This window comes from Duganella sp. Leaf126, from assembly GCF_001423125.1.
In the GTDB taxonomy this organism is placed as follows: domain Bacteria; phylum Pseudomonadota; class Gammaproteobacteria; order Burkholderiales; family Burkholderiaceae_D; genus Rugamonas.
This window is the reverse complement of the sequence record NZ_LMNW01000036.1, coordinates 166569-184296: the sequence shown is the minus strand read 5'-3', so window position 1 is coordinate 184296 and position 17728 is coordinate 166569. Positions and strand designations below refer to the sequence as shown.

General features: G+C 67.1%; 14 protein-coding genes. 5 read left to right on the top strand and 9 right to left on the bottom strand.

The window, feature by feature from the left end; genetic code table 11:
- Nucleotides 1-83: 83 nt before the first annotated feature.
- The gene (locus tag ASF61_RS22205) at nt 84-644 is read left to right on the top strand and encodes a hypothetical protein (RefSeq protein ID WP_056161009.1); all 561 of its coding nucleotides are present in this window, start codon (nt 84-86) and stop codon (nt 642-644) included.
- A gap of 196 nt (nt 645-840) precedes the next feature.
- A complete protein-coding gene (locus tag ASF61_RS22200) occupies nt 841-1845 on the top strand; it encodes a lipid A deacylase LpxR family protein (protein ID WP_082491885.1) in 1005 nt (334 codons plus the stop codon).
- A 93-nt stretch (nt 1846-1938) separates the two neighbouring features.
- Here ASF61_RS22200 and ASF61_RS22195 read toward each other — a convergent pair whose 3' ends face one another.
- A complete protein-coding gene (locus ASF61_RS22195) occupies nt 1939-2451 on the bottom strand; it encodes a hypothetical protein (protein WP_056161004.1) in 513 nt (170 codons plus the stop codon).
- 93 nt (nt 2452-2544) lie between these two features.
- A complete protein-coding gene (locus ASF61_RS22190) occupies nt 2545-3807 on the bottom strand; it encodes an alginate export family protein (protein ID WP_082491884.1) in 1263 nt (420 codons plus the stop codon).
- Between the two features lie 86 nt (nt 3808-3893).
- On the opposite strand from ASF61_RS22190, the gene ASF61_RS22185 reads away from it, so the two are divergent.
- Nucleotides 3894-4325: a hypothetical protein gene (locus ASF61_RS22185; RefSeq protein ID WP_082491883.1), complete on the top strand. Its 432-nt coding sequence runs from the start codon at nt 3894-3896 to the stop codon at nt 4323-4325.
- 164 nt (nt 4326-4489) lie between these two features.
- On the opposite strand, the gene ASF61_RS22180 is transcribed toward ASF61_RS22185, so the two are convergent.
- The gene (locus tag ASF61_RS22180) at nt 4490-5347 is read right to left on the bottom strand and encodes a glyoxalase (RefSeq protein ID WP_156369694.1); all 858 of its coding nucleotides are present in this window, start codon (nt 5345-5347) and stop codon (nt 4490-4492) included.
- A 201-nt stretch (nt 5348-5548) separates the two neighbouring features.
- On the opposite strand from ASF61_RS22180, the gene ASF61_RS22175 reads away from it, so the two are divergent.
- Entirely contained in the window at nt 5549-6100 is a 552-nt protein-coding gene (locus ASF61_RS22175; RefSeq protein WP_056160999.1) for a hypothetical protein, read from the top strand.
- A gap of 28 nt (nt 6101-6128) precedes the next feature.
- On the opposite strand, the gene ASF61_RS22170 is transcribed toward ASF61_RS22175, so the two are convergent.
- The 6 genes from ASF61_RS22170 to ssb all read right to left on the bottom strand — a co-directional run bounded on the left by ASF61_RS22170 (nt 6129) and on the right by ssb (nt 14493).
- Complete coding sequence (locus tag ASF61_RS22170; protein ID WP_200919924.1) at nt 6129-9233, bottom strand: glycosyl hydrolase family 28-related protein; 3105 nt, start codon at nt 9231-9233, stop codon at nt 6129-6131.
- A 41-nt stretch (nt 9234-9274) separates the two neighbouring features.
- Nucleotides 9275-10090, bottom strand: coding sequence for a FadR/GntR family transcriptional regulator (locus tag ASF61_RS22165; protein ID WP_082491898.1), 816 nt, complete (start codon nt 10088-10090; stop codon nt 9275-9277).
- 28 nt (nt 10091-10118) lie between these two features.
- On the bottom strand, nt 10119-11465 hold the full coding sequence (locus tag ASF61_RS22160) for a GntP family permease (protein WP_056160997.1): 1347 nt from the start codon (nt 11463-11465) through the stop codon (nt 10119-10121).
- 165 nt (nt 11466-11630) lie between these two features.
- Nucleotides 11631-13316, bottom strand: coding sequence for an FAD-dependent monooxygenase (locus ASF61_RS22155; RefSeq protein WP_056160996.1), 1686 nt, complete (start codon nt 13314-13316; stop codon nt 11631-11633).
- Nucleotides 13317-13330: 14 nt separating this feature from the next.
- Nucleotides 13331-13810 (bottom strand): MarR family winged helix-turn-helix transcriptional regulator, encoded by a 480-nt coding sequence (locus ASF61_RS22150; RefSeq protein ID WP_056160994.1) that lies wholly within the window; start codon nt 13808-13810, stop codon nt 13331-13333.
- 143 nt (nt 13811-13953) lie between these two features.
- The gene (gene ssb, locus ASF61_RS22145; protein ID WP_056160993.1) at nt 13954-14493 is read right to left on the bottom strand and encodes a single-stranded DNA-binding protein; all 540 of its coding nucleotides are present in this window, start codon (nt 14491-14493) and stop codon (nt 13954-13956) included.
- A 289-nt stretch (nt 14494-14782) separates the two neighbouring features.
- On the opposite strand from ssb, the gene uvrA reads away from it, so the two are divergent.
- Nucleotides 14783-17629, top strand: a complete 2847-nt coding sequence (uvrA, locus tag ASF61_RS22140) for an excinuclease ABC subunit UvrA (protein ID WP_056160991.1) — start codon at nt 14783-14785, stop codon at nt 17627-17629.
- Nucleotides 17630-17728 lie beyond the last annotated feature (99 nt).

Here is a 17728-nt window from a genome sequence, read left to right as displayed (position 1 = left end):
AGGAACGCCATACCGGCGGTTTTGGGTATGATGGGGGCGTGTTGCATTCCTTGCAGCACGCCCTTTTTCTATCGGAAGCCCTGATGAACAAAGACGACCTGACCGCGCATCCGCAAGGCGACTTCTTCACCACCCAGGCCGAGCGCCTGCAGGCCGACCTGCACAATTTCACGCGCCAGGTCGCCAGCTGCGACAAGCTGATCCGCATGGCAAATATCAGCCTGAACCAGATAGACGGCCGCATCGCCGAAGCGGCCAGGGTGGAAGCCCGCGCTGCCGCCATCGTCGAGACCAGCGCGCGCGAGGCGTCGCGCCTGGCCACCGAGGCCGCAACCGCCGCCGTGGCCGCCTCGGTGGCGCAACTGGCAGCCGTGACCGGCCAGGCCGAACAGGTCTGCCGCGATCTCGGCCGCGCCCACGGCCGCGCCGCCCTGTGGAACGCCGGCTACATTGCCTGCGCACTGGCGGCCTGCCTGCTGACCGGCTACCTCACCTACCGCATCGGCAAAGCGGCGGCCATCACGCCCGACATCGAACGCGCGGTGCACACGGCGCAGCAGCACGAGACGCTGCTGGCCAAGGCCACCGACAAGGAAAAGAAGCAGATTGCCGACATCCTCGCGCGCAAGCCGAAGACGAAATAGCCGTCACGATCATGACGGCCCTCCTGCACCGCCCGGTGAGCACAACTCTGCCGAATGGGTGAACGGCGTCCCTCCAGGGTGTTCCGTCGCACACTTAATTGTCGAGTTCGCTTGACCCGCATCAAGGCTGTCTCCAGACTGCGTGGTATGGAGCCGGCATTGCGCCGTCCATCCCCTTCCCTCTCTTGCACACACGATGACACCGACTCGACTTGCCGCGCGCCTCACCCTTGCCCTGCTCCCGCTGAGCGCCCTTTCCCTGAGCGGCACGGCCGCCGCCGAGGACCGGCATCTAACGGTGATGTTCCAGAACGATATCTTCGCCGGCGCCGACGGCGGCGGCTACACCAACGGCCTGATGGTCGCCTACGTGCGCAGCGCGGCGCCCGGCGCAGCGGCGCTGGCGCCGGACGGCCTGCTGTCGTCGGTCGCACCGCTGCTGGCCGTCGGGCCGGCCGCGCTGACGTCGGTGTCGCTGAACCAGATCATGGTCACGCCGGAAGACATCAGCCGCAAGAACCCGGACCCGATGGATGCGCCCTACCTGGGCGCGCTGTGGGTGCGCGCTGCCCAGGTATCGGTGCAGGGCGATGTGGCGGACATGTTCAGCCTCAATCTCGGCATGATCGGCCCGGCCTCGGGCGCGCGCCAGGCCCAGACCTTTATCCATCGCATCACCGGATCGACCAGGCCCGAGGGCTGGGACAGCCAGGTCTCGAACCGGCTGCTGTACGGCATCGAGCGCTACCGCGCCTTGCGCCTGGCCAGCGGCGACGGCGAGAGTGTGGCGCCGTCGCTGGACGCCATCGTGCTCGGCGGCGTCGAGGCCAGCAACCTGCTGTCGTCGGTGGGCGGCAGCGCGATCCTGCGCTATGGCACGTCGCTCAAGCGCAGCTACGCGTCGTCGCTGCGCCAGCTGGCGCGCGGCGCCGACCCCTTGATGTTCGGTCGCGGCTGGATGGTGTACCTGGCCGTGCATGGCGACCATTTCTTCTCGCATGCCGGCATCAGCAACGACCTGCCGCCAGCCGGCACCCGCGCCGAGCTGCGCGAATCGCAGTTGCTGGGCCAGGCCGGCATCGCTTACGGCTGGGGCGATTCGTCGCTGGCGTTCTCGCTGCAAAATACCAGTGCGCTGACCACCGGCACCGGCCGCCGCAAGACCTACGGCTCGCTGACCTATACCACTGCGCTGCGCTGAGCATGACGTCCGGCAGCCCATCGCGCTAAGGGTCTGCCCGATGGGCCGCAGGATGGGATGCCGGATCGGGCTGCCGCGCCGCTGCAGGGCAGCTCACTCGCCCTGGATCTTCTCATCCTCGCTCTTGGCCTCCTCCATCGCATCGGGTTCGAGCTCCTCGGCCGAACGGTTCAGGTGCACGAACAGTCCCCACGCTGCCAGCAGGATGCCCACGCTGCCCACCAGCGCGGCGGCATAGACCAGGTCGGCCAGGTCGTCATGGACGGCGTGGAAGGTCGCGACCAGCCCCTCGATACCGAGCGCCACCACCACCACCACGAAAAAGCGCGACAGGAAGCGCCGCACGCGGGTCGGCGCGCTGATGTCGGCATCGCGCACGACTTCTTCCTCGATGATGGTTTCGGCGATCTGCAAGGCCACCACGGCAGCGGCCAGGATGCCGATCGCCTCGATCACGTCCTGCGCCGAGGTCAGGCCGACATCGCCGGTGGTCATCGCATCCCAGCCGATCTGGGCGCCGATCACGATCAGGCAGATGGCGCCGGCAGCGAACAGCAGCGCGGTCACGGCGTGCACCACGCCAAAGGCAAGCATTATTTTTTTCATCGGGTGTCCTGGAGAGAGAAATACGGGTAGCGTCCCCGGCGATTCTAAATTGATTCCAGGCCACACTATGTTCGGTGCAGAACATAATCGCGCTCACCAGCCGAACTTCAGTTCCATGCCCAGGTAATCGGCATCGCGGCCGCCCGCCCGGCGCAGGCTGTCGCCAGCGTGGAAGTGCACCGCTTCCAGTGCGGCGGTCAGCGTCGGCGTCACCGCCCAGTCGGTGCGCAGCTGGGCGTAGGCGCCGGTCCAGCGCGACCCCTGCCCTGCCGTGCGCGGCACGGCCGCCATGCTTTGCACGTACACCGCGTCGCCCGTGGTCTGACGCCATTGCAACCCCAGCGCCGCAGTTACGCTGAGCGTCCTGGCCGGCTTGAGCTTGAGCGAGGGCTTCAGGTGGACCAGGTTGCTGTAGCCGGTCAGTCCCGCCAGCGAAAAATAATAGCCGTTGGCGAACAGCGGATTGAAGGTACCGAGCTTGCCGTCGCCAGCGTGCCTGTCGCCCGAGGCCATGTCGAACTGCAGCCCTGCGCGCGGCGTCCAGGCCGTATCGGCAAAGGTGTAGCCGGCAACCGAACCAAGCGCCCAGGCCGACACCTGGCGCGCGCCGACCTGGCCGCGCTGCAGCATGCCTTCCACGTCCCAGTCGACGGCGCCGGTGGCGCCGCTGTAGCGCAGATCGTAGACATCGCGCCGTTCGTTGCCGGCAGCGTCCAGAAAGCGCGCATCGTCACGGCGGTAGCGCGAATAGTAGCCCGACAGGTCGCCCGGTCCCACGCCCTGGCGCTCGAGGCGCAGGCCGTTCAGCGTCAGGCGGCCGTTGGAATGGTCGTCGAACGATTTGTCGCTGCGGTATTGCACCGGCTGCGTGACGTAGCCGATCACGCGCCACGGCCCATGCTCCCAGTTGGCCCACACGCCGTCGAACGACTGGCGCACATTGGGGCCGTCGCGGGCGGCGATGAAGCGCTGCAGGTCGAACGCCATCTGCTGCCGGCCCGCGCGCAGCTTGACGGCGCCGTCGGCCGTGGGCACGACCGCTGCCACGAACAGCTGCTCGACATCGAGCCGGTCGCGGTCGGGCGCTGCAATGGTCTTCTTGTCGAACGCACGCGCATCGACCAGCTGGCCGAACACCTGGACATAAGGCCCCAGGCGCAGGTCGGCGTGAACATTGGCGCGCTGGATCAGGTAACCGTCGGACGGCGCCGCGCCAGCGCCGAACGCCGGCGCATTCAGGTGCTCGTAGCGCTCGCGCAGCCCCGCGCCCAGCGACAGGTAGGAGCCGGCATCACCGAACGGCAGGTATTTGAAACCGTCGAGCGGCTGGCGCGGCAGGCAGCCAGCGGCCAGCACACTCCAGTTCTCGGCCCAGCGGTTGAAATTGATGACCGGGCGCCGGGCGTCGCAACTGGCCGGCGTGGTGGCGGCTGGCTTGGCCGGTGCCGGTGCCGGTGCCGGTGCAGACAGAGTCGTCGCTGCCGGTGGCGTTGTCGTTGCAGTGGTTGTTGTCGCTGGCGTTGTCGTTGTCGTTGCTGTTGCTGTTGCTGTTGCTGTTGCTGTTGCTGTTGCTGTTGCTGTTGCCGTTGTCGTTGTCGTTGCCGTTGTCGTTGTCGTTGCCGTTGTCGTTGCCGTTGTCGTTGCCGCTGGCGTTGCCGTTTTCGTTGCCGCTGCCGGTGGCGATATCGTTCCAGGTGCCGTTGTCGTTGGAGCTGCCTGCGGCGTTGCCGTTGCCGGTGCCCGTGGCGATGCTGGTACCGGTCCCGGTGCCATTGTCGTTGCCGGTGTCGTTCCAGGTGCCGCTGCCATTGCTGCCGGTGCCGTCAGCGTCGGCATCGGCATCGGCGTCAGCGTCGCCGCCGATGCTGGCATGACGTCCGGCGTTGCAGTGAGTGCCATCGTTGCGCTTGCCGGGGCGGCCGCCAGGACTTGGGCGGCGCCGACCAGCAAGGCCAGCGCGCCGGCCGCGCGCCGGTCGCGCGTTAGCCGAGCGCGGCCCGACCGAGCGCGGCCCGACCGATCGCGGCCCGACCGGACGTCAGCGACTGGCGGCATCGTGGATCTCGCTGATGTAACCGCCGGGGAACTGCAGCATCGCCGTCATATTGCCGGCGCTGGTCTTGCGCGGCGCCACCAGCACGCTGGCGCCGCTGGCGGCCGCCTTTTTCAGTGTCTCGGCCATGTTGTCGACATGGTAGCCGGTGGTTTCGTGGCCATACGGGAAGGTCAGCTTGCCGTCGGTGACGAATACCATCATCTTGCCGAACTTCGATGCCAGCTGCACGCGGCGGATGGTGTCGCCGGCGCGGCCGATTTCGGCGCCGTCGATCTGGCGGTCGGAGACGATGTGCGCGTGGGCGAAGGTCTTGAACTGGCCGATGAATTTGTCGGCCGCAACCCTGGACACGTAGACGCGGTTGTCCGGCACCGAGTGCAGCGGCGCATACGACGGCGCCTTGGTATGCCAGTACAGCTGCATGTTGACGCCGCCGGCCCACTGGATCAGCACATCCTTGCCGATCGGGTCGTCGAACGGCTCCACCACCACGTCGGCGCCCGCTTCCACCGCCGCATCGCGCGCGGTCTGGATGTCGGTGACCAGGTAGCCGGTGCGCTCGGTGCCGAAGCCGTAGGGGGTCGGCGTCTGGAACGCGAACACCGACAACATGCCGACCGGCGTCTGCACGTACTGCGACGCCGTCTTGCTCGGCGTCGGCGTGACGGTGAACACGGCGCGCGGCGAAGCCTTGCCGCCGAAGGTGCCGACAAAGCTGTTGACGAATGCATCGAGATCGGCGTTGGCGACATACACGTGGGTGGTGTCGTACTGCGGCGCGACCGCGACATCGGGCGCGGCCAGCGCCGGTGCGCTGAGGGCAAAGGCAAGGGACAGCATGGCGGACGCGAGGCGGTTGCCAATGCGGTTACCAACGTGGTGACGTAAGCTAGCAGCGGTCATGGATCACTCCTGGAGGTGGAAAGTCGTCGATCCACTATACCGGGCCGCGCTGCGCCTTCCACCTGCCATCGGTTCAGGTCATCCCTCCTTAATTGGGCCGTTGTAGAATCGGAGCGGTCCCACAGCCAAAAGGCCAGCATGAACCGTTACGACACCCCCAGCACACTGCACATCGCCCGCAAGCTGCTGTCGCTGCTCGGTAAAATCGAGGTCACCGACGATGACGACAACGTCTTGTACGAAGCTTCTGCGCAGTGGAGCTGGTTCATCCGTCCATGGAGCATCACGCAAAATGGCCGTCAGGTAGCGACGGTCAGGCGAAAATGCCTGTCGTTTGCCCCCACCTGGTACGTGCAAACCAGCGACGAAAATTTCGCGCTGCGCGCCAGGCTGTGGAGCTGGCGCCGGCAGGTAATGGTGGTCGGCGGCCGCTTCGACGGCGCCGTCCTGCGCGGCGGCTTGTGGGACAGGGGGTTCGAGCTGTCGTGGCAGGACCGGCTCATCGCCCGGGCCCAGGCCAGGATCATGACCCTGCGCACGCGCCACAGCATCGCGCTGCTCGATCCATCGCCGCAGGCAGCGTTGTTGACGGTGATCCTGATGACGACCCTGGTCGAGCAGAAGAGCGATGAGCGCAAGCTGGGCGCGGCGGCCGATTCGTCGCCGCACGGTTTTACCAGCGCGCCCTGACGCGAAGACAGGGCCGGGTCGTTGCTGACTATGGCCGCGCCGAGTACAGCGTGTGGTGCGTGAGGATGAACAGGGTGCGCCCGTCGGCGCCGCCGAACAGCAGTTGCAGCGGCCGCTCGGGGACGTCGATCCGTCCCTGCGCGCGGCCTGCCGCGTCGTAGACGAACACCTGGCCGTTGGCGACGTACACGCGCCCGTCGGGTCCCGCCGCCACGCTCTCGCCGCCGCGCGGCGCAAAGCGCTGCAAGTCGGTCAGGGCGCCGCCGGTGCCGAGCAGGCCGGAATAGGTGACGTTTTCCGAACCGTTGGCCAGGTAGACGCGCGTGCCCGGTTTGCCCATGACCCAGCCATAGGTGTCGAGCGCGTGCGAGAAGCGCCAGCCCAGGTGGTCGGCCGGTCCCTGCTGCCACACGCGGTACGCGGGCAGCGCCACGCTGCCGTCGGGCGACACATATTCGCGCGCCTGCGGTGTGCCCACTACGCGCGCAAACATCTCGGCCAGCGTGGTGAAGCGGTCGCGCGCGGGGTCGTACTGGTCGCGGAATTCGCCGTTGACCCAGAAGGTGCCCGGCAGCGCCACGCGCCCGGCCGGCAGCGCGCGCACCGGCGTGGCGGCGATCAGCCGCACCGACTCGGGCACGCCGGGCTTGATGCTGTACACGGTGGCCTCGGCGCCTTGCGACGACAGCACCAGCAGGTCGCCCGCGCCATCGACCGCCAGGTTGACCGGGTCGAACGGCGCATCGGCAACGATGGCCAGCCCGTCGCGCGCGGTCCAGCGGTGGATCCGCTGGGCCTGGCGGTCGATGAAATACAAGGTACCTGCTGCATCGACCGCACCGCCGCCAAGCGTCTGGAAGTCGCCCGCGAGGCGTGTGACCGGTACCAGCGACGACGCAGCGGCCGGCAGTGCGGTGTTGCCGGCGCTGGCAACACCGCCCACATCGCCGATATCGAGCACTGCGAATTCGCGCTCGCGCACTTCGGTGCCGCGCGTGACATCCTGGATCGCATGCGAGAACGGGTATTTGCTGGCGCGGACATGGACGCCGCAGCCACCGGTGTCGCAGGTGGCAAAGCCGCTTTCCGCGTTGACGTGGACGTTGCGGAAGCGGATGGCGGTGGCGTTGTATAACTTGATGGCGGCAGGCGCCGGCTGGACCGAGCGCGCCACGCGGTAGCCGTGGAAGTTGGCAAACAGCAGGTCGCGCGAATCGCGGATCTCGATTGCCACGGCATCGCCGCTCTCGCCCGACTCCTCCTCCGTCTGTGGCGCCAGGAATTCCCAGTTGCGCACCCGGTCGAGCACGATCTCGGCGCGCAGGTGGTGTTCGGCCGACATCTGGTACACGAAGCCGGGCGTGGCGGTGTTCGATACGTACAGCCCGGCCTGCGCATAGGTGTTCGGCGTCCACAGGCCGTTGAAGGTGCCGCCGCCGCCATCGGTCACCCACAGGCTGGCGTACTGGCCATCCCAGCGCCGCCGGGGGTCGGGATCGGCCGTGTGGTTGGTGTTGTACGGATTGAAGCGGCTGCCGTCGGCCAGCGTGGTGCCGTGTCCGCCCATGAACTTGACGTCGTCGACCAGCGAGCGTTCGCCGGCGCGCCACAGCAGCGCGGTGGCGCGCGGATTGCTGCCGCCGGTGGCCAGCCCGAGCCCGGAAACGATGGCGTCGCCGCCGCGCGCGCTTTCGATCAGCGCCCTGGCCGGGCCGATGCCGCGATAGGCGGGCGTGTCCTCGGCCAGCACGATCTGGGTCAGGCCCGGGTGCAGCCCGATCAGCACGGTGTCGGGGCGCAGCCTGAGCGTGTCGGTGACGCGGTAAAACCCGGCCGGGAAATACAGCACGCGGTGGCTGTCGATCGCGCGCTGCAGCGCGGCCGTGTCGTCACTGACATGGTTGCCGCGAACGCCGAGCGTGCGCACGTCGGTCCACGTCGAGGTGGCCGGCAAGGCGCGCAGCGCGACCGCGCGCCGGGCCGGCAGCTCCGCCAGGGCGGTGGCGTCGAAGCGGGTAGCGTAGTTGCCGGGCTGACCGGCGTCGGCCAGCGTCAGGCCGTACGTAAAGGCCTTGACGCGGTAGCGCGGCGCCGGCGCGGCGACGGTCTTGCCGCTGTCGCGGAAACGCGCGAACACGGGCGTGTCGCTGGCGAGGGCATTGTCGAAGCCGATCTGCGTGTAGACATTGCCCTCGTTGCTGATGACGACGGCGGCCCCGGTGACGTTCTCGAAGCGCACGTCCTTGCCCCACAACCAGTCGCCGTAACCGCGATCGATCTCGATGCCGACCGGGGTGTTGCGCATGACCGTGTTGACCAGGGTGAGCCCGGCCTCGTGTTCGCGGATGGCCGCGTCGCGCTGGCCGTCGAACACCGAGTCGAGCAGCGTGTATTGCCAGGCGGCCGAGGTCTTCTCGGTCAGGATGCCGTAACGCCCGCCGTAAAAGCGCAGGTCGAAGCCGAGATTGCCGACCTGGTAGATGCCGGCCAGCGCCGAACCGAGGTGGAAGTCGATGTGCGCGAGGTAGACGTTCTGCGCGGTGTGGAAGCGCACTGCGGTCGCTGCCGGGTTGCCGTCGCCGATCTCGAAATCGACATTGGCCAGCGCCGAATAAAAGGTGCCGGAATTGGCGTCGGCGATCTTGGGATCGAACGGCACGCTGGTCGGCGGCGGCACCGGCACCCGCGTCGCATCGACGCCCGCCACCGGCGCCGCGCCACCGAGGTTGATCGGCACTACCGCGCCGGGCCGGTTACCGGTAAACATCACCATGTTGCCGACGCCCTGCTGGAAGCCGGGCGTGTTGGCCGCCAGCCGCAGCACCGGGCGCGTGCGACCGACGCCGAACACGCGCACGCCGGGCCAGATGAAGACGGTGCGCGTAATCCGATACCGGCCGGCGGGCACGAACACGATGCCGCCGCCGGCCTGCTCCGCTGCCGCATCGATGGCTGCCTGCAGCGCAGCCGTATCGTCAGCCACGCCATCGCCGCGCGCATGCACGGTGACGGCGCGCGGGTCGCGCGGCGCTTCCACATAAGCGGAAACCGAGGCTGGCTGCGCAGCCAGCGCCGCACCGGCCGGCAGGACAACAGCCAGTACCAACATCCAACCCATCATCTGCTTCATCATCGCGTTCAGCCTTTGCTCGGTTTTATTGTTTCAGTGTGCGGTCAGGGCATCAGGCGCTTGCGTCCCTGGGACAGGTGCCAGCGCATGGCCAGCGCCGCGCCGTCCGCATCCTGGGCGCGGATCGCCTCCACGATCAGGTCGTGCTCGTCCATCATCACCTTGATCACCTCGGGCGGACGCGCGCGCGAGATGTCGACGCCGGCGTGCATGATGCGCATCACCTGCTCCTGCAGCTGGTCGAGCACCTGGGCGAAGGCCGCGTTGGCGGTGGCCTCGGCGATCAGGCGGTGCAGCTGCCAGTCTTCGGCGTGCGCGGGGGCGTTCGACAGCAGCGCCGCGCGCAGCGCCTCCAGCGCCTGTTCGATGGCTTCGAGCTGCTGGGGCGAGCGGCGCTGCGCAGCCAGGCGCGCCGCTTCCGCTTCCAGCACGAAGCGCACCTCGAAGGTGCCCAGCGTGGTGGCCAGCGCATCCATCGGCATGTGCGAGCCGAGCCGCGCCGATGGCCGGCGCTTGACGTAGGAGCCGGCGCCGAGCCGGGTCTGCGTGATGCCGTCCGACGCCAGCCGTGCCAGCGCCTCGCGCACGATGGTGCGCGACATGCCGAAGCTGGCCGCCAGCGCCGTTTCGGACGGCAGCCGCGCACCGATCGCCAGCGGCGCGTCGGCGATCAGCTGCACGATGCCGGCGTACGCGCGGTCGGCCAGCCGGCCCGGCGCCGGTGCGGCGTGGTCTGCTGCGGGCTTGTCTGCTGCCAAGCTGTCTGCTGCCGGGCGGTCTGCTGCGGCGTTATCTGCTGCTGGCTTGTCTGCTGCCGGGCGATCTGCTGCTGGCTTGTGCGCCGCGGTGTCGTCCGCCATGGCCTTTGCTTGTGTGCCGGCCATGGCGTCAGATCACGTGGCTGAGCGCGAGCACCAGCGCCAGGCCGACCACGGAGATCGTGGTTTCCAGCAGCGACCAGGTGCGGAAGGTGTCGGCCGTGCTGGTGCCGACATAGCTCTTGACCAGCCAGAAGCCGGGATCGTTGACGTGGCTGAAGAAGACCGAGCCGGCGCCGATCGCCAGCACCACCAGCTCCGGCGACACGCCGGAACCGGCCACCACGCCCGGCATGATGCCCACGGCCGTGATCGTCGCGACGGTGGCCGAACCTGCCGCCAGGCGGATCGCCACCGCCACCAGCCAGCCCAGCAGCAGCGGCGAGATCGAATACATCAGCACGGTGCGCGCGAGCAGGTCGGACAGGCCGGCCGTCACCAGTACCTGCTTGAGCGCGCCGCCGGCGCCGATCGCCAGCAGGATGGCGCCGGCCGCGCCCATGGTCTCGTGCCACACCGCTTCCTGGATTGCCATCTCGCGCAGCCGTTTGCCGAACAACAGCGGCAGCGCCAGCAGATTGGTCAGCAGCAAGGCGACCACCGGATTGCTGGCCGCCACCAGCCAGGCCGTACCCTTCATGCCCGGGATCATCTGCCCCAGTTCGCCGGTGGCGATCATCAGCACCGGCAGCAGCACGATCAGCAGCGACGGCAGCCGTGGCGGCGGCGCGATGACCAGCCCATTGGTGGCGACCGCAGGCGGCGCCAGGCGCACGCCGCGCGTGGTCACCGTGGCCAGCACGGGGCCGGCGATGATGGCCGTGGGGATGGCGATCAGCAAACCGTAAAACATGGTCAATCCGAGATTGGCGCCCAGCGCCTCGACCGCCAGCAGCGGCCCCGGATGGGGCGGCACCAGCGCATGGACCACGCCCAGCCCGGCCAGCGCCGGCATGATCAGGCGCAGCTTGGAGGCGTCGCGGTCGGCGCCGCTCCTGGCCGCCATTTCCTCGGCCGCCGCCACCACGATCGGCAGCAGCAGCACCATGCCGGTTTCGAAAAACAGCGGCAAGCCGACCACGATGGCGATGCCGAGCGTGGCCCACGGCGCGGCGCGCACGCCGGTCAGCTGCAGCGCCCCCCTGGCCAGCGACGCGGCCGCGCCCGACAGGTGCAGCATCGCGCCCAGCGACAGGCCCAGCGCCACCACCAGGCCGGTGCCGCCGATGATGTCGCCCACGCCTTTCTGCACGGCCTTGGCCACGTCGGACAAGGGCAGGCCGGCCAGCAGCCCGACCGTGAACGCCCCGCACAGCAGGCCGATGAACGGATGGAGCCGCCCCTTCACGATCATCAGCACGGCCAGCAAGATGCCGGTCAGCGCCGCGATCACCAGTTGCAGGTCGTGGCCGATCATGGCGCCAGCACCCGCGCGTGCCAGCGGTCGTCGTAGGCGATACGTGTCATCGTCATGGTCTCCTGTTTTTTCTGTCTCTTGTTGGACAGATTTCAGTATGAGCCTATTATTAACGATTGATCAAGCATTTTTTTTTGCTAAACCTAAAAACCTGTCAGACAGGTTTCATGCCGAACGTGCGCCGAACACGCGGGTGCAGTAGGCGCGCAGCAGGTCGGGCCGGTCGAGCGGACCGCGAAACGCGATGTGGCCATCCGGGCGCACCAGCACCAGCGCCGGCGTGTCTTCCACGCCGTAGGCGGCGTGGGCGACGCCGTCGAGATCGGACAGCGCCGACCTGTCGGCGGGCGGCGGCGCGGCCGCCCCCAGCACCAGCCGCCCGCGCACCCACTCCCACGGCGCCACCGCTGCCAGTGCCGCCTGCAGCGCCGGCATGGCGTCCTGGTGGCGGCCGTCGAAGGCCAGCAACGCCCAGCCCCAGGTGTAGCCGTCGGGGTTGTACAGGTGGGCGAACAAGGTGGTGGCCGCGCCGTCCGCAGCGATCACGGCGGCATCGGGCGCGCGCTCGCCCGCGTGCGGCGCGTGCCGGTGCAGCAGTGCGCGCAGGCCGCCCAGATGGTCGTCGTTGAGGGGACTGTCGGGATAGCCCACCGAGAGCTGCTGCAGGTCGTCGGTGCCCTGGATCAGCTCACCGATATTGGGCACAAAGCTGGCCGCGATGCCCATCGCCGCATCCTTCAACGGTCCGCGATAGACGCTGTTGCGAAAGCCCCGCTCCTGCTGCCCGTCGAGGCGGCGGTGTTCGATGCCGCGCTCGGCGTCGTACGAGTCCAGCACCACCGGTGCGGCCTGGCCGTTGAGCACCATGGCCAGCCGCCAGGCCACGCCGACCGCATCGTGCAAGCCCGCATTCATGCCCTGCCCGCCCGCCGGCAGGGTCAGGTGGCCGGCATCGCCCACCAGCAGCACGCGGCCCTTGGCATAGGCGCTGCTGACGCCGTGCTGGAAGCGGCTGTGGGTGAGCCAAATCGGATCGCTCAGGGTCAGCGTCTCGTCTTGCGTGACCTCGCGCGCGATCGCCTGCATTTCTTCCAGCGTCGGATCGCGGTCGGGCAGGCCGCTGTCGTCGGACAGGAAGAACAGCCGGTGGTAGCCTTCCCACACCGGCAGCACGCCGCAGAAACCGCGCGGATAATAGAAGAACCACAGGTGATTGCACTCGGTCGAGCGGCGCCAGCGCAGCCTGGCATCGACCTGCCGGTTCATGCAGTGCGGGAGTTTTTCAGGCGTGAAGTCGAGCCCCAGGTGCGCGCGCACGAAGCCGTCGCTGCCGTCGGCGCCGATCAGGTAGCGGCAGCGCAGCTGCCGGGGCTGGCCTTCGGCGCCGTCCTCGTCCACGTCGACACAGGTGACGGTCACACCGTGCTCGTCCTGCTCGAAGCCGGTCACCTTGACGCCGCGCTCGACGCGACCGCCACGCGCGGCGATCTGCGCCGACAGCACGTTCTCGATCACGTCCTGGCCGCTGTAGAGCACCTCGGGATAAGGGCTGGCGACATCGGCGATGGCGATCGGATCGACGGTCTTGCCGTTGATGAGCGTATTGACCTCGGTGATGCGGTACGCCTGCTCGGCCAGTGCATCGCGGATGCCGATGCTGGCCAGCAGTTCCTGCGGCCGCGCCCACAGGTTGTTGGCACGCGAATGCGGCTTGGGTTCGCGCCGCTGTTCGAACAGGCGGAAAGCGACGCCGTGATGGGCCAGCGCGCAGGCGGTCGTCAGTCCGACCGGACCGCCGCCGATGATCAAAACGTCGATGTCGAATTCGTCGTGCAAGGGTACGGCAGTCATACAGTCTCCTTAGGCTACAGTGTGGATGCGCCCCCGGTATCCGCGGGCGCGTTCAATCCCTGATCGAGTACCGCGCGCAGTTCGTCCAGTACCGCGATGGCCGCAGCGACCCGTTCGGCGCCGATGCGGTCGAGCGCCACCTGGTCCACCGCCACCACCGCGCGCTCGGCCGCCGCCAGCGCCGCCCGCCCCGCCGCCGTCAGCACCACCAGTCTGGCGCGCTGGTGGTGCGGATTGGTTTCCAGCGTGACGAAACCACGCTCGGCCAGCAGCTCGACCACCCGCTGCACGGCCTGGCGCGTGAGCCCCATGTTGCGGGCGATATGGGACACCGGCAGCGCTACCGGCGCATACCCGAGCGCCCCGAGCACCTGCCACCACGCAGTGGTCAACCCGAGCGGGCGCACCAGCGCATTGCCGGTATCGACCAGGGCGCCGTTGGTGGCAAAGATGCGGATCACGAGGTCGCGTATCAGATGTTGTTGATTAGTCATGCAATATTCTCCCAATTTGACAGCATGTTGTCAATTGTGCGCAGGGTAGTAGGGCATCCAAAATCCACGACCAAGCGAGCACGCAACAAAAAACCCGCTCTTCTTGCGAAGAACGGGTCTATGGATACTGCGCCGCCTGCGGATCAGAACGGAATATCGTCATCCATATCCGAGAAATTCGGCGCCGGCTTCGGTGCCGGGCGCGGGGCCGGAGGTGCCATGGCCGGGCGTTGCTGTGGTGGTGCCTGGCGCTGTGGCGGGGCGTCGTAGTTGCCGCCGCCGTTGCCGCCGCCGTAACCGCCGCCACCACCACCGTAGCCGCCGCCGTCATCCATGCCGCCGGCGCCCTGGCGGCCGCCCAGCATTTGCATGTTTTCCGCGACGATGTCGGTCGCGTATTTTTCGACGCCGTCCTTGTCCGTGTATTTGCGGGTCTGCAGGCGGCCTTCGACGTAGATCGACGAGCCCTTCTTCATGTACTGGCCGACGATTTCGGCCAGCTTGCCGAAGAACGAGATGCGGTGCCACTCGGTGGTTTCTTTCTGCTCACCGGTGTTGCGGTCTTTCGACTTGTATGAGGTCGCCACGGCAATGTTGGCGATTGCATCACCGCTAGGCATGTAGCGGATCTCCGGATCGCGACCCAGATTGCCGACGATGATGACTTTGTTGACTGATGCCATGAATAAAACTCCTGAGTAACAACGGCCGCGCGGGCAGGCTGTGTGTAGAAAACCAAACAGCGATTATAGACGAACGGGCCGCCCGGTCACCATCCGCACTTCCAATTTACACAAGCGTCCCCATGTACCACGTTCTGCGCAGATAGGTCTTGAATCAGCGCAAGAGAATACTGGTATTATATACAGTACACAGCACAGTACCAAGCCGCGCGCGCGTGATCCAGCGCAAGGACGGCGCATCTTTTTAAACCCCGCTATAGTGACGGGTTGATATCTAAGGGCTTACTTCATGGAACAGATCCGCATTCGCGGCGCACGTACGCACAACCTCAAAAACATCAATCTCGACCTGCCGCGCAACCAGCTGGTCGTGATCACCGGGCTGTCCGGTTCCGGCAAATCGTCGCTGGCCTTCGACACCCTGTATGCCGAGGGCCAGCGCCGCTACGTGGAATCGCTGTCGGCGTATGCGCGCCAGTTCCTGCAGCTGATGGAAAAGCCCGACGTGGACCTGATCGAAGGCCTGTCGCCGGCCATCTCGATCGAGCAGAAAGCCACCTCGCACAACCCGCGCTCGACGGTCGGCACCGTCACCGAAATCCACGATTACCTGCGCCTGCTGTATGCGCGCGTGGGCACGCCCTACTGCATCAACCACCCGGACCAGGCGCTGGCCGCGCAGACCGTCTCGCAGATGGTCGATGCAGTGCTGGCCATGCCCGAAGGGACCAAGCTGATGGTACTGGCGCCGGTGGTGGCCAACCGCAAGGGCGAGCACTCGGACCTGTTCGAGCAGATGCAGGCGCAGGGCTTCGTGCGCTTCCGCGTGCAGAGCGGCACCCACGATGCCAGGATCTATGAAGTCGATGAACTGCCCAAGCTGAAGAAAACCGAGAAGCACACGATCGACGTGGTGATCGACCGCGTCAAGGTCAACCCCGAGATCAAGCAGCGCCTGGCCGAGAGCTTCGAGACCGCGCTGCGCCTGGCCGACGGCCGCGCCGTGGCGCTCGAGATGGATACCGATGCGGAGCACGTGTTCTCCAACAAGTTTGCCTGCAACCTGTGCGGCTATTCGCTGCAGGAGCTCGAGCCGCGCCTGTTCTCGTTCAATAACCCGATGGGCGCCTGCCCCGAGTGCGATGGCCTCGGCCACATCGAGTTCTTCGACCCGAAACGCATCGTCGCCTTCCCCAACCTGTCGCTGGCCTCGGGCGCCGTCAAGGGCTGGGACCGCCGCAACCAGTTCTATTACCAGATGCTCTCCAGCCTGGCCGACCACTATGGCTTCGACCTCGACCTGCCGTTCGAGCAGCTGTCGAAATCGGCGCAGGACGCGGTGCTGAACGGCTCCGGCAAGACTGCCATCCCGTTCAGCTACGTCAATGAACGGGGACGCACCGTGGTCAAGGAGCATACCTTCGAGGGCGTGGTCAACAACCTGGCGCGCCGCTACCGCGAAACCGATTCGATGGCGGTCAAGGAAGAACTGGCCAAGTTCATCAACGAGAAAAAATGCCCGTCCTGCGAAGGCGCGCGCCTGCGCATCGAGGCGCGCCACGTGAAGGTCGGCACCGGCAAGCAGGAAAAGGCGATCTACGAGATCGCCGAGAAACCGCTGCGCGATTCGCTGTCGTTCTTCGAGCAGCTAAAGCTCAAGGGCGCCAAAAGGGACATCGCCGACCGCGTGGTCAAGGAGATTGTCTCGCGCCTGCAGTTCCTCAACAACGTGGGCCTCGACTACCTGTCGCTCGACCGCAGCGCCGACACGCTGTCCGGCGGCGAGGCGCAGCGTATCCGCCTGGCGTCGCAGATCGGCTCCGGCCTGACCGGCGTGATGTATGTGCTCGACGAGCCGTCGATCGGCCTGCACCAGCGCGACAACGACCGCCTGATCGACACCCTGCGCCACCTGCGCGACATCGGCAACAGCGTGCTGGTGGTCGAGCACGACGAGGATGCGATCCGCACGGCCGACTACATCGTCGACATGGGCCCGGGCGCCGGTGTGCACGGCGGCGACGTGATCGCAGCCGGCACGCTCAAGGACATCTTGAAGAACAAGAAATCGCTGACCGCCCAGTACCTGAACGGCAGCCGCAAGATCGACGTGCCGGCCCAGCGCCACCAGGCCGATCCCGATCGCCAGCTGGTGATCACTGGCGCCACCGGCAACAACCTGAAAAAGGTCAGCCTCAAGCTGCCGGTGGGCCTGATGACCTGCGTGACCGGCGTCTCCGGTTCCGGCAAATCGACGCTGATCAACGACACGCTGTTCCCGGCCCTGTCGCGTCACCTGTACGGCTCGCAGACCGAGCCGGCGCCGCACGATGCGATCGCCGGTCTCGAACACTTCGACAAGGTGATCTCGGTGGACCAGGCGCCGATCGGCCGCACGCCGCGCTCCAACCCGGCCACCTATACCGGGCTGTTTACGCCGATCCGCGACCTGTTTGCCACCGTGCCGACCGCCAAGGAGCGCGGCTACAGCGCCGGGCGCTTCTCGTTCAACGTCAAGGGCGGGCGCTGCGAAGCATGCCAGGGCGACGGCGTGATCAAGGTCGAGATGCACTTCCTGCCGGACGTGTACGTGCCGTGCGACGTCTGCCACGGCAAGCGCTATAACCGCGAGACGCTCGAAGTCCAGTACAAGGGCAAGAACATCACCGAGATCCTCGACATGACGGTCGAAGACGCGCACGAGTTCTTCAAGCCGGTGCCGGTCATCGCACGCAAGCTCCATACGCTGCTCGACGTCGGTCTCGGCTACATCAAGCTTGGACAGAGCGCCACCACCCTGTCCGGCGGCGAGGCGCAGCGCGTCAAGCTGTCGCTGGAACTGTCCAAGCGCGACACGGGCCGCACGCTGTACATCCTGGACGAGCCGACCACCGGCCTGCACTTCCACGACATCGACCTGCTGCTCAAGGTGATCCACCGCCTGCGCGACCAGGGCAATACGCTGGTCATCATCGAGCACAATCTCGACGTGATCAAGACGGCCGACTGGATTGTCGATCTGGGACCGGAAGGCGGCGCCGGCGGCGGCAAGATCATCGCCACCGGCACGCCGGAACAGGTGGCCGTCAATCCGGACAGCGTGACCGGCAAGTACCTGGTGCCGTTGCTGAAATAACGCCGGTCGCTGTTCTGCATTCTGTCATTCCCGCGCAGGCGGGAATCCAGTGTTGATGCTCCGCGCCGAGCGTGCAGATTGGATCCCCGCCTGCGCGGG

What these genes read in the sequence shown, in the direction of transcription:
- uvrA (WP_056160991.1), top strand. Translation starts at nt 14,783, where the DNA reads ATGGAACAGATCCGCATTCGCGGCGCACGTACGCACAACCTCAAAAAC.
- ASF61_RS22200 (WP_082491885.1), top strand. Translation starts at nt 841, where the DNA reads ATGACACCGACTCGACTTGCCGCGCGCCTCACCCTTGCCCTGCTCCCG.
- ASF61_RS22170 (WP_200919924.1), bottom strand. Translation starts at nt 9,233, where the DNA reads ATGATGAAGCAGATGATGGGTTGGATGTTGGTACTGGCTGTTGTCCTG.
- ASF61_RS22180 (WP_156369694.1), bottom strand. Translation starts at nt 5,347, where the DNA reads ATGCTGTCCCTTGCCTTTGCCCTCAGCGCACCGGCGCTGGCCGCGCCC.
- ASF61_RS22175 (WP_056160999.1), top strand. Translation starts at nt 5,549, where the DNA reads ATGAACCGTTACGACACCCCCAGCACACTGCACATCGCCCGCAAGCTG.
- ssb (WP_056160993.1), bottom strand. Translation starts at nt 14,493, where the DNA reads ATGGCATCAGTCAACAAAGTCATCATCGTCGGCAATCTGGGTCGCGAT.
- ASF61_RS22150 (WP_056160994.1), bottom strand. Translation starts at nt 13,810, where the DNA reads ATGACTAATCAACAACATCTGATACGCGACCTCGTGATCCGCATCTTT.
- ASF61_RS22165 (WP_082491898.1), bottom strand. Translation starts at nt 10,090, where the DNA reads ATGGCGGACGACACCGCGGCGCACAAGCCAGCAGCAGATCGCCCGGCA.
- ASF61_RS22195 (WP_056161004.1), bottom strand. Translation starts at nt 2,451, where the DNA reads ATGAAAAAAATAATGCTTGCCTTTGGCGTGGTGCACGCCGTGACCGCG.
- ASF61_RS22205 (WP_056161009.1), top strand. Translation starts at nt 84, where the DNA reads ATGAACAAAGACGACCTGACCGCGCATCCGCAAGGCGACTTCTTCACC.
- ASF61_RS22160 (WP_056160997.1), bottom strand. Translation starts at nt 11,465, where the DNA reads ATGATCGGCCACGACCTGCAACTGGTGATCGCGGCGCTGACCGGCATC.
- ASF61_RS22155 (WP_056160996.1), bottom strand. Translation starts at nt 13,316, where the DNA reads ATGACTGCCGTACCCTTGCACGACGAATTCGACATCGACGTTTTGATC.